The sequence below is a fragment of the Paenibacillus sp. YSY-4.3 genome (assembly GCF_054767475.1).
In genome coordinates this window covers 285,412-302,321 of the sequence record NZ_BAABMC010000005.1, presented here as the reverse complement: position 1 = coordinate 302,321, position 16,910 = coordinate 285,412, and the positions used below count along the sequence as shown (strand labels likewise).

Genomic DNA, 16,910 nt, shown 5'->3' with positions numbered 1-16,910 from the left:
ACTCCGTCAAAGGCTGTTGCAGCTATGGAGCTCCAGGAACAGTATCTCGATCGGAGTTGATATAAATACACACTAGAGGAGGTGATATAGTCAAGACGACCTGCAAGTTCATTGTATAAGGAGGATGTCCTACATTGTCAATCCATGTGAAGCTAGGCTCCACAGGCGGTCCATCCAAATTCAAAAGGGGGTTATCCTAATGCCAGCAATTCGTTTATCTCAACCGGCTATCTTAAAAGTGATCACTTCTTTAGGCCTAATGATTCTGTTGTCTTTATTCATGGTTTTATTTGCCGACCAAGCATCCGCGCACGGTTATGTAGACAGTCCGGGCAGCCGGGCAATTTTGTGTAAAAATGGGCAAAACACCGACTGCGGTGCAATTGTTTATGAGCCACAGAGCCTGGAAGCACCCAAAGGCTTCCCTCAGGCTGGCCCTGCGGACGGCAAGATCGCCAGCGCAAACGGAGCTTTTCCTAAACTCGACGAGCAGTCCGCTACACGCTGGACGAAGGTGAACATAAATGCAGGTACGAATACGTTCAATTGGAAGCTGACGGCCGCTCATGCTACCGCTAGCTGGAAATACTATATCACGAAAGATAATTGGGATCCGAATGCACCCCTTTCCAGAAACTCCTTTGATTTGACTCCTTTCTGCTCTGTAGACTACGGCGGTGCACGCCCTCCATTCGAATATTCGAATACATGCAATGTCCCGCAGCGCAGCGGGTACCATGTCATTCTGGCAGTTTGGGAAGTCGCTGATACGGCGAATGCCTTCTACAATGTCATCGATGTCAATTTCAGCGGCAGCAATCCTCCTGCCGATACGATTGCGCCAAGTGCGCCTTCGGCTTTGACTTCCACCGGCTCCACTGCCACGAGCGTCTCTTTGGCTTGGAATGCCTCAACGGATAACGTCGGCGTAACCGGCTATCAAATTTTTAACGGTGGCTCACTTGCAGCCACGGTCTCCGGCTCTACCTTGAGCCACACCGTTTCGGGTTTAACCGCAAATACATCGTATACGTTCACTGTAAAAGCCAGGGATGCCGCCGGTAATGTGTCAAACGCGAGCAATCCGGTTACAGTGAAAACGAAAGAGGTCAGTGTCGACAATGAAGCACCATCGGTACCCGGCAATCTGCATGTCATGGGTACGCCTACCTCCTCCAGCGTCTCTTTGATGTGGAGTCCTTCCACGGACAACGTGGGCGTAGCAGGCTACCGCATTTACAACGGTTCGACGCTGGTTGCGACAGTCTCCGGAACGACCACCGATCATGTCGTCACAGGACTTAGCGCAAATTCGACATATACCTTCACCGTTCGGGCTTTTGATACCGCTGGCAATCAATCGGCGGCGAGCAATTCTGTCAGCGCCAAGACAGCGGAAGCACCGGAATCGCCGTCTGCCCAGCCATGGGCGGCGAATACGGCTTACGCGGTGGGAACGCTGGTAACCTATAACGGTTCGGTATATGAATGCCGTCAGGCCCATACTTCCCTACAAGGATGGGAGCCGACTAATACGCCGGCCTTATGGCTTTTGAAATAGAACCGCATGACTAACCCGATATAATTTAACCTAAGCAGCCCTGCCCCTTTAACCTGTCTATGAAACAACCCATCGGTTGATCCATCGGCAGGTAAAGGGGCTTTACGCCGTTCAAATTCAACATTTTAATAGGGCACCCGGTTCATTCCAGCCACTACTAGCTTTTCAGCTGCCCGAAGCATGTTACAATAAATAAAGATCAATAACCGGGTGGGAGAAACCATGGAACTTCAACAGCTTCAAACCGAATATATTCCCTTAAAGCCGCCGCTGCGCGAACGGCTTGGCCGCAGAATCCGCGAAACGTATCGCTATGATACCGCTTTTTGGCGAATGGCCGTCGTCGGTCCCTGGGGAGCGTCGATGTTCGTCTTTACTTTGGCTGCGCTGGGCATGCCTACCGGCTTCGGCGCTTTGGCAGATATTCTGGCCTTCGTCTCCGTGGGGACGACAGGGCTGTTTATCGTTGCCCATTTGGCTGCCGTGCTGCTGGCGCTAATCGGCCTGCCGCTTCCCCGGCTGTATACCGGCTCAGTGCTATATGCGCTCACAGTCATTTTCTTTATTTTTTTGCAGGATCATGATGCGGCAATCTCCGCTGTTACCGCGGGTGTCCTCATGCTGATAGGCATCGCGACGGGAATCGGCGCCGGACTGCTGCGTACCCGATTTAGCCGACGGCTGAGATTCTATGCCACTTCCGCACTTGTACTCTTATGCGTGTCCGCGGCGGTATGGCCTGCAGACAGCCCGGCTGCATATCCGGGCATAGCGAAACACGCAGCGCCCATTGAAGCGAAGAACCCTGCCGAACCGGGAAATTACGACTATTTTTCGTTCGACTACGGAAGTGGAAGCGATTATTGGCGACCGGAATACGGCAAGAAGGCCGATCTTATTTCGACCTCGGTAGACGCCTCCGCATATATCGAAAAATGGCCTGCTCTCCGTACCAGCTACTGGGGATTTGATCAAAGCTCGCTTCCCCTGAACGGCAGGGTTTGGATGCCCGAGGGGGACGGTCCCTTTCCGCTGGTGCTCATGGTGCACGGCAACCATCTCATGGAGGATTTCTCTGATGAAGGCTACAGCTATTTAGGCGAGCTCCTGGCCAGTAGGGGCTTCATCGCCGTATCCGTCGATGAGAATTATTTGAATTACTCGGCCTGGACGGGCATTCCGGACAACGATATGAAGGTTCGGGCCTGGGTCTTGCTGAAGCATCTGCAGCAGATCAACGGCTTTGCGGGCGACTCAGTAACCCCTTTTTATCAGAAGGTGAACTTTGAGCAAGTCGGATTAATCGGACATTCCCGAGGCGGGCAGGCAGTAGCCATGGCGAAGGATGCAGGCCGCTGGTTCAGCGCGGACGAGACGCTAGATGACTTAGAACATTACAACATCCAAGCCATCATCGCGATTTCACCCACGGACAAGAAGGTGGATGGGGAGTTTGCCAGAATCAAGGACGTCAGCTATTTAGCTATGCAAGGGGCTCGGGACGCGGATGTGAACGATTTTGACGGCGACCGGCAGTATATCAGGACCTCTTTCACGCAGCCATCCGCTCATTTCAAGTCTTCCATATACATCGGTGACGCCAATCACAGCCAATTCAACACGGAATGGGGCTTTCGGGATATCAGCTATCCGAAGGGAATTTTCTTGAACCAGCAAGCGATCATCGGGCCCAAGGAACAGCGGGATATTGCCAGAATATACATCTCAGCCTTCTTGGAATCAGCGCTTCACGGGGATGAGAGCTACTTGCCCTTATTCCGCGATTACAGGACAGGGCTTCACTGGCTTCCGGCGGATACCGGATATTTCAACCGCTTTGAGAGCGCCAATTTCAACAAAATAGCCTGGTACGATGAGGATTTGAACCGGGTCACACTTCCAAGCGGCGGCTCAGCCCAAGGAAATCATTTGACTTGGGTGGAGGAAGAAGCCAAGAATCGCAAGGGCGTAAACAAAGGGACCCGAAGCATAACCTTGGAATGGGGGGCGAAGAAAAGTGACGGTGGTTCTGCTTCCTATTCGCTGGCATGGAACTCGTCTTTCCAGCCAAGGAAGATGACTAAACCGCCGGAAATCCTCTCCTTTTCGATATCCAACCGCAGCTTTGAGCTCACCGAACCGCCTGCATCTTCTGCCGGGCTGCAGGCTGAGGTGGAATTGCACAGCACGAACGGCGAATCGGCCCGCATTTCGCTAGCCGACTATATCGAGATCGCATCTGCGCCAGAAGTTGCTTTCACGATCCTTCCTTGGGTGGAGAAGCGCCTGTCAGACGGCAAATACAAGTACCCGCAGGAGGCGGTATTTCAGACGGTGATGCTTAACTTGTCGGAGTTCGCCAAGGTCAATCCACGGCTAGATTTATCCGCGCTTAAGGGAATCACCTTCTACTTTCCCCAAGGGCCGGGCAAAATCATGCTCGATGATATCGGCATATATTAAGAAACAACGCAGCAAAAACCGCCATCCCTGCAGCACCGGTGCCTGGGATGGCGGTTTTGTTGCGGCTATATAGCCGACTTGACTATGGCCTACTCTTTCGGAACAAGCTGGTATATTTCACCGCTTTCCAACGCATCGATCAAACGATCAAGCCACTCATAGTATTTAACGGCATCAATCATTTTCTTGCAGTCCTCCTGAAGAATAGTCGCTATGGCACCTTCCGGCTCAGTGGCCAGCCATTTATTCATCTCCTCAATCGATCTGCGCAGGATGAGGATGTTGGATTCTACCGCTTTTCTCCACTTGATTGCGAAATAATCCGTAAACGTCTGATGCCAGTCGTACTCAACCTCATATAAATCCTTGCGAGAGCCTTTCTCCCACACTTTGTTCACCATTTTAAGATCAAGCAGAGTCCGCACGCCCGTGCTCATGCTTGTCTTACTCATCTTCATCTCCAAACCCATTTCATCCAGCGTCATCGGTTTATCTGCAAAAAAAAGCAAACCATAAAGATGACCTGTCGACAACGAAATCCCGTATAAATCCATGTTTCTGCCAATGGCTTCAATCACGCGCTTGCGCACTTTCATTATATCCGCCTGCTGCTCTGGTGTGAGCTGGTCCAAGCCCATGCTTGCAACCTCCTATCACGATACTTCTTATATCTTAAAAAAAGGCCAGATAAAAGTAAAGTGGCGGCTTAGCGAGCATTTATAAGGATAAAGGAGCATAGGTATCATTCACCTTGTACAGTTTTTTCTGTACGTTCTATACGAACCGTATTAACGGTTGTTTAGATTCCCTTTTTTTTGTTAGACTAAGTAGCAAGTGAGGCTACAGGCCCGTGCAGCCTTAGAATTCCATTAGAAAAGGAGTGGATAATTTGGAAGAACCCATTCTAGAAGTAAAGCAAGTTACTAAACTGTTTGGCTCGAATGCGGAGCAGGGACTTCAGCTGCTCCAGCAGGGACAAACGAAGGAACAGTTGGCCGATCGTGGCATAACCGTTGGCGTGAACCGGGTCAGCCTGGACATCCGTCAGGGGGAAATTTTCGTCATCATGGGACTATCCGGAAGCGGCAAATCGACCCTCGTCCGGATGCTGAATCGGCTGATCGAGCCGACCTCAGGTCAAATTCTCATTCACGGCCAGGATTTGCTGAAAATGAACAAAACCCAGCTGCGAAAAATACGTCAAAAGAGCATCAGCATGGTGTTTCAGAAATTTGCGCTGTTTCCACATAGGACGGTGCTGCAAAATGTCGAGTATGGCTTGGAAATCCAAAAAATCGACGCTAACACTCGGAAAATGAAAGCAGAACAAGCCCTGGAACTTGTCGGGCTAAAGGGCTGGGGCGACAAGATGCCGGATGAGCTCAGCGGCGGCATGCAGCAAAGGGTTGGCCTCGCCAGAGCCTTAGCGAATGATCCGGAGGTGCTGTTGATGGATGAAGCATTCAGCGCACTCGACCCCTTAATTCGCCGGGATATGCAGGATGAACTGATCGAGCTGCAGGAAAAAATGAAGAAGACGATCGTCTTTATTACGCATGACCTTGATGAGGCCTTGCGTATCGGGGACCGGATCGCCTTGATGAAAGATGGCTCGCTCATCCAGATTGGAACACCTGAAGAAATGCTCACTCAGCCAGCTAACCATTATGTCGAACGATTTATTGAAGATGTGGATCTCTCGAAGGTGCTGACCGCTTCGCATGTTATGCGCAGACCCGAGACGATTACGCTGGATCGCGGCCCCCGGGTTGCTTTGCAGTTAATGCGGGAACGGGGAATCTCGAATCTCTTCGTCGTCGATCGGTCTATGCGCTTGCTTGGCGTCATTACGGCGGAAGATGCGTCCGACGCGAACAAGACAGGCAAAACGCTATCGGATATCTTGATCACCGATGGTCCGCAGGTATCGCCGGATACGGTGCTGAGCGACCTGTTTGAAGCAACCAGCTCTGCTAAGGTGCCGCTGGCCGTTGTCGATGAGCAAAGACGACTGCTGGGCGTAATCGTACGCGGCGCTGTATTGGGCGCGCTTGCGGGAGACGTGCGCGAGATGGAGGTGAACAAGCATGAGCTTCATACCTAAAATACCTCTCGCAGATTGGATCGAGGTTTTAGTCGATTGGATGGAATCGAACCTTGGGGGCTTTTTTGAAGGGCTGTCCAAGATCATTGAAAGTGTCGTCGGTTTCTTCTCATGGTTGTTTCTTTTACCGCATCCGCTACTATTCATCGCGATTTTCGGTATCCTCGCCTTCCTGATCGGAAGAATTCCGCTCACGTTATTTACGGTAATCGGATTCCTGCTGATCGATAATCTCGGCTATTGGACAGAAACGATGAATACGCTTGGCCTCGTAGTTACTTCCGGCATTATTTCAGTGGTCTTGGGCATCCCTATCGGAATATGGAGCGCCTATAGCAGAACTACCCACCGCATCATATCGCCTTTGCTAGACTTCATGCAGACGATGCCTGCGTTCGTGTATCTCCTGCCAGCCGTTACCTTCTTTAGTCTCGGCGTCGTACCGGGAGTGATCGCTTCTGTCATCTTCTCCATACCACCTACGATCCGCTTGACCTATCTCGGAATCAAGCAGGTATCCGGTGAGCTCACGGAGGCCGCAGATGCCTTCGGCTCAACTTCGTGGCAGAAGCTGTTCAAAGTGGAGCTGCCTCTGGCGATGCCTACGATGATGGCCGGCATCAACCAGACGATTATGCTGTCCCTGTCCATGGTCGTCATCGCTTCGATGATCGGCGCACAGGGAATTGGTGCAACGGTATACCGCGCGGTAACCCAGCTCAAGATCGGTCAGGGGTTCGAAGCCGGACTCGCTGTCGTCGTACTAGCGATCGTACTTGACCGGTTTACGCAAAATCTATTGAAATCCAAAAAAAGAGGTGCATAATTCATGAGGAATAAAAAAACGAAACTATGGATGATGTTAAGCTTGACTGCCGTACTGCTGCTAGCAGCTTGCGGGAATTCAGGAAATGCTGGAGGGAATGCCGGCAATCCAGCAGGCAATGCTGGAGGCAAGTCACTGGGTGAGCAAGTGAAGCATGAAATTATCGGAATTGATCCCGGTGCCGGCATTATGAAAGCAGCTAGCGCGGCCATTGAGGAATATGGCCTTTCCGATTGGAAGCTGATCGAAGGCTCCGGTGCGGCCATGACGGCTACGCTGGCGAAGGCGATGAAATCCGAGAAGCCGATCATTATTACAGGCTGGACGCCGCACTGGATGTTCGCCAAGTATGATCTGAAGTTCTTGGAGGATCCGAAGAACGTATTCGGAGAGGCGGAGGAAATCCATACCGTCGTCCGCAAAGGGCTGAAGGAAGATCATCCAGCAGCCTATGAGTTCCTGGACCGCTTCGAGTGGACATCCGACGAGATGGGTGAAGTCATGACAGCCATCCAGGACGGACAGGATCCAGCGGAAGCGGCCAAAGCCTGGGCTGAAAGCCATAGCGATCGCATCGATACTTGGACCGCGGATATTGAGCCGGTGAGCGGCGAGGCCTTAAAGCTCAGTTATGTCGCTTGGGATTCCGAAATCGCCAGCACGAATCTGCTTCAATACGTTCTGGAGAGCCGCCTTGGATATAAGGTAGAAGCGCTCCAGGTGGAAGCAGGTCCGATGTGGACAGGCGTAGCCAGCGGCGATGTGGACGCGATGGCTGCTGCTTGGCTGCCGTTGACCCACGCCGATTACTGGGATAAGTATAAGGATCAAGTAGAGGATCTCGGCGCGAATATGACCGGCGTCCGTACCGGGCTTGTCGTTCCGGCATATGTAGAGGCCAACTCCATCGAAGACTTGAAATAGTTCGTAAATTCAAAACTACAAATCAATTATGGAGCCGTTCCATATGGCCAAACGGCATAGAACCCATCCCGCTGAAGCGGGATGGGTTCCTTTATAAAAAAGGGAGTATCCTTACTTTAACTGCCCTTCCTTAATGCCACATTACCGTAACCTGAAAAAGAAATTAAAATTGGAAATTCTTCAGCTTGTTGAGCGTAACCTGCTCGAACTCGCCTAGCCTCCATAAGACGATATTATGATACCCCGCCTGCTGGGCTGTGCGAATCCATTGCAATATCGTCTCCCCATCCGCATACCAAACGGTATGCTTCCGGCCCTCTTCATCCTTGTAAGTGAAATACACGCTTCCGCTGGCCTTATCCCTCATCGGTACAGCCGTGCTGCTCTGCCGCAAAAGCTCTGCCGCCTGCTTCTCCGTCAAGGAAGTCACCTTTCCGTCACCCGCCCAGTCAAAGCCGCCCACGGACAAAGCGATCGCCGCTTCACCGGGCAGCACTTTCATGCGGGATGCCAGCTTCTTTATAAACGCATGATCCGCTTTCGGACCAGGGCCGCTGTGGCTGCCATACAAATTGTAAGCCATCATCACATACACCGGGCCCTCTGGCAGCGCCAGCCGTTCAATAGGGGTACGCGGCTCCAATATGACGCGAAGCGCCTTCTCTTTGGCCTGCAAGCGTTCATACAATTTTTCATAGAAAATGCAAAGCTTCTCCCAGTCCGCTTCCCCGACCTTCTCAAAATCCATCTCGACGCCGTCAAATCCGTACCGTTCCACCGTGTCGATAATTTCCTCGATATGCTTCTCCTGACTTTCCTTGGTGGCTAAAATACGCGAAACAATGCCCGGGTCTTTCTGCACTGCCGTTCCATCGGGGTTCCAGCGGTCATTGACGATCGTCAAATCCACGTACTTCACGCCGCCTTTGCGCGCTGTCTCGAAAATACGCGGGAGAGCGTTATGCATATCATCGGTGAAATAGAGACGGTTATCGCTATCGAAATAAGCGGCAAATGCCTGCAGCCGGTCGAGGCTTCTGCTCATCTGCTGCAAATCGGCCACACCGGATTCCCATTTCCAATCTACAACCCAGGCGGACATTTCCAGGTTCTGCTCCACGGTAACCGCCCGGATCGTCTGCTCCTCATTCTCCTGCCTGTTAAACCATACAATGCCCGCGATAATGACTATAATTACAGCAGCCATAATATATACCCATCTTCTCGTCATCTATTCTCTGACACCTTTCTCTTCTTTCTATTCTAATATTAGAAGGTGTCCATCACCCAATTTAAGGAGGCGTCCAACCCTTTTTTGAAGCCGTGAACGATACCCTGAAAGCCTTTGATATTATGGCTATACACGACGTTAGGCTTGCCGTCCTCCTTTGTCATCAGCGATACTTCGAGATCCTCGAATACGCCGTCATAAATATCGTCTTTCTTATTTTGCTCGCTGTATTCCGCTTCAAGGGCAATGCCGCCGCTTTTCACCAAACCGTCAAGCGCCACTCCGTCAGCAATGCGATCGCCATCGACTGTGATTGTAAGCTGATCTCCGCTCAGTTCGACCTGCAGCTGTCTTGTCTGTCGAATATTAATGGGATACTCCTCTTCCTCCTTCGGCCCGGCACTCGCGGCAATTTGCTCCTTCGTGTATACCGAAGCCTTAGAGAAAGCGAGATCCTTTTCACTCCAAGCAATCGCCTGCAGCGGGCTGGAGAATACGCGCTCAGCCTCGCCGCCAGCTTTCTGCTGTTCAATGTGCAGCTCATTGTTCTCAGCGACCACCCTTAGAAAGGCTCCTGTCGGCCGGTCATAGCGGACATAAACGGTCTGCTTGCCAACCACGTTCCCCGCTAATTTGTAGGAGATCACGGTATCCTCACTGCTCTCGCTATTGTTCAAGTACAGCATACCCGGATCTGTCGGAGGAGAAGTCAGAATAATGCGGTTATCGGCAAACTGCGCCGCTCCGCTAACGAGCTGCCAACGAGCAGCAAGCTGATCGTCGCCACGGACAAACTGCATCTCCTCTCCCGTATCCTTCTGTACTTTCATCAGCAAGTGATTGGTGTACCAGTACGGTGCCGCCTGCACCCTGGTCAAATCATACACATCTCCATCAGCAGAATTGAAGGCCTCGCCTTCCCGATTGAAATGGATGCTGAACAACTGCTCGATGTTCGTATTGTTCGCATGGGCGACCAGGGGGTTCATGCCATTGTTCAAGGCATTTGCGTGCATGATCATGTACACTTGGGGCACGAATCCCAGCTTGCTGGAATAGACGTCCTTCATCACCGCGTAATCGCTATGTATCCGCGCTTCCATCTCCGATCGATTTTCCGCCGGAATCATGTTCTCGTCCCGGATGAAATCCATCAAATAATGGTTATAGTACTCGATATGCTCCTTATTAGTTAATTCGTTCTCTTCCTTCATTCCAATAAACTTGCCCTGATCATCAAATATATTAATGTATGTCAGGCGGTTTCCATTGGTCCCCAGCTCCCAGTAGCCCGACTTCATCATGTTCAGCATTTCCTTCGGCTGCACGAATTTGCGCTCGCTCTTCCCCATCTTATTCGCATAAGAGAAGAACGTCGCCTTATAATTATATTTCTCGAGCAACGGTTGGGAGAACAGACTGGAGTCGTTTCGCCCGTCTTCAAACGATAAGAACAGCGCCTTGTCCGGCAGCGGTTTATGATACATATAGAAATCCAAAACATCCTGCTGCGATATCGTAACATAGCCTTGATCATAAAGAGCCTTCAGTTGCTGATCGAGCTCGCTCTTGGCCACCAATTTAGGCGAAGCTGAACGCCCTACGCCGAAATAGGATATGGCAATAAAGCCTTTATTGTTGCGCCATTCGGATTTGTCAGGCTCCTCATATCGCCGGATTCCGAACAAAGCGTTGAACAGCAGCACACCTACGGCCAGCAAAATCGCACCTTGCACGAAGGTCCTGATCACTTTCCTGCGATTTTTCTTGCGATAATCCAGGGCAGAGTTTCGCTTCTTCTTTAACATTTCTGCCATCCTCACTCTATGAATCTTCAGGCGATTGCTTTAGAACGGCAATCCGATTCTTTTTTTATTTTTTTGTCTTCGCGCTTCTTTTTTCTCTCTAGCTTCTATATCTTGCGGCGTCTCCCTCGTCCCCCAGGTGGATTTCCAGAACGTCACCCAGGCGACTGGCATCTGCCACAGCAGCACTGCCTCGTAAAATAAGCAGAATATCAGTCCATATACCCACAGCCTGCTCTTGCGGAACAATAAATGGGCCAGACTCATCAGAAGTCCCATCAGAAGCAGTCCCATCAGAAACGTACCCGGGAAAATCTGATAGGCCAGCGGGACATAAACGAGGTTGTACAGCACGACGATCGGCGCAGCGATCGGCACGATAACCCCGACGTAGAAAAAGAGCGACATAAAAGGCTCCTTCTGCCAAATAAAACCGGAAGCCCGCAGCGACTCGCGCAGCCAAGAACGCTTCCACCGCATTTGCTGCTTCAGGAACACACTCATTTTCGACGGCACGATCGTCGAGCAAATTGCGGTATCCTGATAACCGGTACGATGCGTCTTTAAAATAAAATTCGTCATGCTCCGGTCATCGCCAAATGTCGCCGGCTGTCCCAGGAACTTCTGGTTCAACCACGCCTCGGAATGCTTCAGCACAAGGTCCTTGCGATAACAGGACAGCGGACCAGACAGGCAGGTAACGCTATCGAAATACGATTCCGCCGCCTTCATAATGCGGAACGCAATATAATAACGCACGGTTTGCAGCTTCGTGATCGAATTCGTATATTTATTTTCAACATCCGTACGCCCGGCGACGCCGCCCATGCGTGGATCCTGGAACGGCTGCACCAAATGCTTGATGGCCGTGGGCTCCAGGAAGCTGTCGGAATCCACGAAGACGACGAGATCATGCTTGGCCATTTCCACGCCCTTCACTAAAGCAACCCGCTTGCCCCCGTTCTCCGGCAGTACGACCATCTTCAATCTTTCCTTGGTAGCGTATCGCTCCGCTTCTTGATGAACCATCTCTATCGTCTTGCGGATTTCCTCAGCGGAATTATCGGTAGACCGGTCATCGACAACGATGACCTCCAGCTTATCCACCGGATAATCCTGGTTGATGCAGCTTAATATCGTTCGGTGAATCCACTCTGCTTCATTGAAGCACGGAATAATGATGCTTACGCCCGGCGTATAATCGGGATTGACCGGCACGTCCCGGTAAAATGCCCCAAACAAATACCGGCTCAGTAAAAAGATAGCCGCAATCAAGCTGTATAAATACAGGAAGAAATTGTATTTGAAATAAATGACGCTCTCTACGCGCATCAGCATAATGACAGCGACAGCGACGAACATCAATCCGCTTGCCGTATAAATCGAATATCCCCAGCGTTTCTTCTGGAAATACTCAGTCAACGGTTGTACGAATTGCAGGGCCACCATCTGCTTGACCTGCCCATCTGTCTCCCGTGTAAACAAACGAATGATGTCTGCGCCAAGCTTAACCAAAGATTCAAAGCCCTCGGGCATCGTTCCCGGTGGGATATGGCAGCGAAGCTGATAGCGATCGCCCACCTCGAACTTGCTTGCTTCAGGACTTATCTCCAGCAAAATACCCGTGGACGATATATCGACGGCCCGAGCCTGGATCCCCGACTTCTTCTTTCCCCCTTCGGGAATTAGCAGAACGTCGAAATCTGCGATGTAACGAAGGCTGAGCAGCCGCAGCTTCTCGCGGGAATCCGGATCGTTATCGTCCGGATCCGGTCCCAGGCCGTCGCCACGCAGTCCCCTGCGGTCGAGCCGTCCCCGAATATTCTCGGGATCGGGCACATGCGATAGGGTTCGCCGGTCTATTCTAGGCACGGTCAGTACTTCTTCTATATTTTTCTTCTTACTTTTAATCACTATCTGCGTCCCCAATCATATTGGTATACACTACAACCTCCAGTAATAGAAACCGCTGCGTTCATATTCCGCTTTGGAGTATATCCCTTTGACGTCAATCATAATTTTCGTCTGGTTGCCGTTGTACATTTTCTTATAATCTTCGATCCCCATTTCAGCAAAAGGCGTATGCGGAACCGCAACAATGACGACATTCAAGTCCCGGAACGAGGACATATCCGACAATTCGATGCCATATTCCTCGTAAGCCTCCTGCGGATCTACCAGCGGGTCGGCAACTAATGTCGTCACCCCGTAATCCTTCAGCTCATTAATAATGTCCGTAACTTTCGTGTTCCGGATATCGGCGCAGTTTTCCTTGAAAGCTAGGCCAAGCAGGCCAATTCTCGTATTCCGGATATCGAGCTGCTTGCGGACCAATATTTTGATTATGCTATCCGCAATGTAGGCCCCCATGCTGTCATTGATATGCCGCCCGGCCAGAATGATCTTCGAATGATAGCCGGTGTCCTCCGCTTTATAAGTCAAATAATAGGGGTCTATGCCGATGCAATGCCCGCCTACCAAGCCCGGCGTGAAATGCAAGAAATTCCACTTTGTCCCCGCCGCCTCCAGCACGGACTTCGTATCGATGCCCATCCGGTGGAACACCATCGACAGCTCGTTCATGAACGCGATATTAATGTCCCGCTGGGCATTCTCAATGACCTTGGCTGCCTCGGCGACCTTGATGCTTTCCGCACGGTATACGCCAGCTTCAATCACAAGCTCATATACCTGTGCGATCACGTCCCGCGCTTCATCGTCGATGCCGGATACGATTTTCACGATGTTTTCCAGGCGATGCACCTTATCTCCCGGATTGATCCGCTCCGGCGAGTAGCCCACCTTGAAATCCTCTCCGCACCGCAATCCCGACTCCTCTTCGAGAATAGGAATACATACGTCCTCCGTCACGCCGGGATACACCGTAGATTCATATACGACGACCGCCCCTTTGGTTAGCTGCTTGCCGACAACCCGGCTGGCGCTCTGCACATACTTCAAGTCCGGCACATTTCCGCTTTGAATCGGAGTCGGCACAGCAACGAGAAAGAAGCGAATACCTTCGAGCCGCTCTTCGTCGGAGGTGAATTCCACGCCGCACGTCTGAATGACGTCGTTGCCCACATCTCCCGTCGCATCGATTCCCGCCAAATAACCCTCTATTTTCTTCCGGTTCACGTCAAAGCCGACCACTCTGGTCTTTCTCGAAAAAGCGACCGCAATCGGCAGGCCGACATACCCAAGGCCGATGACGGCAATTCCTTCGCGCCGGTCAACGATATCTTCATATAATCCCATTTGTTCCATCCCCGTCCGTCAAAATATTCCGCCTCTTTATTGAATCAAATCCTTCATCATCACGAAGGTGTAGCCCTTCTTCTTCAATCGTTCCAGTACGGTCGGCAGCGCCTCTGCCGTATGAATGCCGTCAAGAATATGAAGCAGAATGACGCTCCCGTTCCCCGTCTGTCTCAAGACACCGTTCACGATATCATCCGCGCTATTCTTGACATCCCAATCGAGCGTAGTCACGTCATACATCGCAATTCGCGGATAACCTGTAGCCGCGATAATTTCCGCGGTCTTATTGTCTACAACGCCTGTCGGCGGCCTGTACAGCATTAGCGGCTGCTGCTGGATCGCTTCCGTAATCACTTGATGGGCTTTGACGACATCTTCCTGCAGTTCCTCCGGAGTCAGCGTAGTCACAATCTGATGGGCATAGGAATGGTTGGCCACGTCGTGTCCCTCTTCAATCATAGCTCTCGCCAGATTCGGATTTTGCTCCACACCCTGTGCCCGCAAGAAAAACGTTGCCTTGACATCATGCTCGGCCAATATGTCCAATATTCTCGTAACTGTCTTGTCTGTCGCCCAATCGTCGAAGGTAAGGGCGATTTCCTTCTTCCTCGTATTCGCCTTATAGACGAGCTCATAAGGAGTACCTTTGTAATCGGGTTTCAGCTTCGCAGCATCAAACCCGGGAATTTCCTCCAGCGGCTTGCGCACCCCGCCGTTCTTCGCCAGCTCGTTCAGCGTAATCAGGTTATAGCCGATCTCCTTCGCTGCTCCAGCGATAAAAGCGATCGCCGGCACGACTTCGGGATTAATGTCGGTATTCAGCGAGATGACCGCGCCCCTCGACATGTATCTGGCTACATAATCGCCGATTTCCTTCGCGTTCTTCATATCGCGATCCTTCGGGTTGATGTTGTAGCTGACGACTGCCTCCATTCCCAGCTGCGCGGCTGCAAGCTGAACATCGTCGGAGTAGTCGCCTGATTTCGTTCGTATGTATTTTGGCGTAACGCCCGTCTCTTTCTCGATGACCTCGTTGGCCAGCTGGATTTCCTTATAGATTTGCTCATAATCCAATTTTGTTAGATCCAGGTGATTCAGTGTATTATTCTCGATTTCATGGCCGCGTTCGAGAATGTTTTTCGCAATATCCGGCTCCTCCGCTACCCGTATTCCCGGAAGAAAGAACGTCGCTTTGATGCCATACTTGTCCAGCTCGTTCAGCAGCCGCTCCATCGTCTCTGCATCCCCCATGCCGTTAAAGGTAAGGCTCAGCTCTTTCCTCGCTGTATAAACGGAGGATATTAGCCTGCTCTTCTCCCCCGTATAGCGTTCGATGGTCTGCTGGTCTTGCCCCTGGCTCTCCGCGGGATCGGCAGGGCCGCCGCCGGAACCGAATATTCCGCAGCTGGTCAATAAGACCAGGCTCATGAACAGAGCCGTAAATCGAATCAACGCTTGTCCCCTCTTAAATCTGTTATTGCTCTTCATGCTATAGCCCCTTTTTACCAAATAATAGAATTGTTGATTGTTTAATTCCTGAATCGTCCAATAATATATCAAGCCGTTCTGTACATTTTCTAAACAATTTTGCCCAGTCTATCTATTACGAGGAAGTAACTTGTAATTACTTATAGGTATTATAACCTACTAAATATCCGTGAAGGAATCATTAGATTGAAGCAATTTCAGGATATTTTCCCCATTAAAAAAGACTCCTTCCGGAGCCAGCATAAAATACAACAGCCCCAGTGCCTGCAAGGCACTGGGGCTTATTTCACTGATATTAAAAATTCTAGATTAAATCATGCGCCTTATGCTCATACTTCACATTGGAAGGCACATCGATCGATTCGGTCACTTTGTCTTCGGCGACATGAACCTGATAGGTTCTGCCGCTGCAGACAAATTTAAACATGCCGTTGTTAAAATCCGTACCGATCTCTTTATAGAATATTCCTTCATAGCTAGTGTTCTTCTGGCAGGAGAAGCATAGTCTATAACTATCCCCTTCCTTCAGAAGATAACCGCGGACGCCAGCCTCATACTCGATTTCGTCCTCGCTTTTGATGGTGCGATCCAGCGATACGATATGAAGGTCAACGAAAGTGATTTCGCGAAGAAGCACGTTGATGAAGGAGCCCTTCGTGATCTCCTCCCAGCGGTTCTGGGCGGTTTGTCCGATGATGATTTGCGTGACGTTGTATTTATGGGCAACCTCCGCAATCATTTTGGCTGTGGGCCTCTTTTCATTGTCCAGGAGAATAAACTCCTCAACATCGCATTCCTCGGCCAGCTCCTTCCAGCGCTCGATGTATCCCGATTTCTCGGCATCAAACTCATCATACGGGAGCGGATCCACCGTCAAGATATATAGCGGGCAATTCAACATACTCGCCATTTTATGGCCGCGTCTGATCAACCGCTCACCATTTGGACCGTAATATACGCAAACGAGAATGCTCTCATCCATACGACCCTTTACGTTCTTCATGACGAAAATTCACCTCATTAATTGATTTCATAGTATTTACAAATTCTCTATAAGAAAATCTTATACATGGAATGTATTTGTTGTACATCGGCACTATCTTTATTGTATAATTAGATTATTATTATAATTTTTCCTTATCGTTTGGCCGACATTCTCCATTCGTCGACTGGTTGTTTCGAACAGCCTGCTTTAAAGCTGCCGGCTGCTTTTCCAGAACTCCCAATTCACTTCCTGAGCGAAGTCC

General features: G+C 50.7%; 12 protein-coding genes. 5 read left to right on the top strand and 7 right to left on the bottom strand.

Annotated features, from left to right (window positions below; translation table 11 throughout):
* The first annotated feature begins 199 nt into the window (after positions 1-199).
* Together ACYUJT_RS18140 and ACYUJT_RS18135 are read left to right on the top strand one after the other, a co-directional pair.
* Complete coding sequence (locus ACYUJT_RS18140; protein WP_460324741.1) at positions 200-1,561, top strand: lytic polysaccharide monooxygenase; 1,362 nt, start codon at positions 200-202, stop codon at positions 1,559-1,561.
* Between the two features lie 222 nt (positions 1,562-1,783).
* Complete coding sequence (locus ACYUJT_RS18135; RefSeq protein WP_460324739.1) at positions 1,784-4,024, top strand: alpha/beta hydrolase family protein; 2,241 nt, start codon at positions 1,784-1,786, stop codon at positions 4,022-4,024.
* A gap of 89 nt (positions 4,025-4,113) precedes the next feature.
* Here the strand turns inward: ACYUJT_RS18135 and ACYUJT_RS18130 are convergent, their stop codons facing one another.
* Positions 4,114-4,662, bottom strand: coding sequence for a GbsR/MarR family transcriptional regulator (locus ACYUJT_RS18130; protein WP_460324737.1), 549 nt, complete (start codon positions 4,660-4,662; stop codon positions 4,114-4,116).
* 251 nt (positions 4,663-4,913) lie between these two features.
* Between ACYUJT_RS18130 and ACYUJT_RS18125 the strand changes: the two genes are divergently transcribed.
* From ACYUJT_RS18125 to ACYUJT_RS18115, 3 genes are read left to right on the top strand one after another with little or no spacing between them, the layout of a single operon-like run.
* Positions 4,914-6,128, top strand: coding sequence for a quaternary amine ABC transporter ATP-binding protein (locus ACYUJT_RS18125; RefSeq protein WP_460324735.1), 1,215 nt, complete (start codon positions 4,914-4,916; stop codon positions 6,126-6,128).
* A complete protein-coding gene (locus ACYUJT_RS18120; RefSeq protein WP_460324733.1) occupies positions 6,112-6,954 on the top strand; it encodes an ABC transporter permease in 843 nt (280 codons plus the stop codon). The genes ACYUJT_RS18125 and ACYUJT_RS18120 overlap by 17 nt, the downstream gene beginning before the upstream one ends.
* A gap of 3 nt (positions 6,955-6,957) precedes the next feature.
* A complete protein-coding gene (locus ACYUJT_RS18115; protein WP_460324731.1) occupies positions 6,958-7,878 on the top strand; it encodes a glycine betaine ABC transporter substrate-binding protein in 921 nt (306 codons plus the stop codon).
* Positions 7,879-8,041: 163 nt separating this feature from the next.
* On the opposite strand, the gene ACYUJT_RS18110 is transcribed toward ACYUJT_RS18115, so the two are convergent.
* The 6 genes from ACYUJT_RS18110 to ACYUJT_RS18085 all read right to left on the bottom strand — a co-directional run bounded on the left by ACYUJT_RS18110 (position 8,042) and on the right by ACYUJT_RS18085 (position 16,666).
* Positions 8,042-9,109: a glycosyl hydrolase family 18 protein gene (locus ACYUJT_RS18110; protein ID WP_460324729.1), complete on the bottom strand. Its 1,068-nt coding sequence runs from the start codon at positions 9,107-9,109 to the stop codon at positions 8,042-8,044.
* 38 nt (positions 9,110-9,147) lie between these two features.
* The gene (locus ACYUJT_RS18105; protein ID WP_460324727.1) at positions 9,148-10,926 is read right to left on the bottom strand and encodes a polysaccharide deacetylase family protein; all 1,779 of its coding nucleotides are present in this window, start codon (positions 10,924-10,926) and stop codon (positions 9,148-9,150) included.
* 30 nt (positions 10,927-10,956) lie between these two features.
* On the bottom strand, positions 10,957-12,828 hold the full coding sequence (locus ACYUJT_RS18100) for a glycosyltransferase family 2 protein (protein WP_460324725.1): 1,872 nt from the start codon (positions 12,826-12,828) through the stop codon (positions 10,957-10,959).
* Positions 12,829-12,858: 30 nt separating this feature from the next.
* Positions 12,859-14,172: a nucleotide sugar dehydrogenase gene (locus ACYUJT_RS18095; protein ID WP_460324723.1), complete on the bottom strand. Its 1,314-nt coding sequence runs from the start codon at positions 14,170-14,172 to the stop codon at positions 12,859-12,861.
* A 36-nt stretch (positions 14,173-14,208) separates the two neighbouring features.
* On the bottom strand, positions 14,209-15,663 hold the full coding sequence (locus tag ACYUJT_RS18090) for a polysaccharide deacetylase family protein (RefSeq protein WP_460324721.1): 1,455 nt from the start codon (positions 15,661-15,663) through the stop codon (positions 14,209-14,211).
* 304 nt (positions 15,664-15,967) lie between these two features.
* Positions 15,968-16,666: a universal stress protein gene (locus ACYUJT_RS18085; protein WP_460324719.1), complete on the bottom strand. Its 699-nt coding sequence runs from the start codon at positions 16,664-16,666 to the stop codon at positions 15,968-15,970.
* Positions 16,667-16,910: the final 244 nt, after the last annotated feature.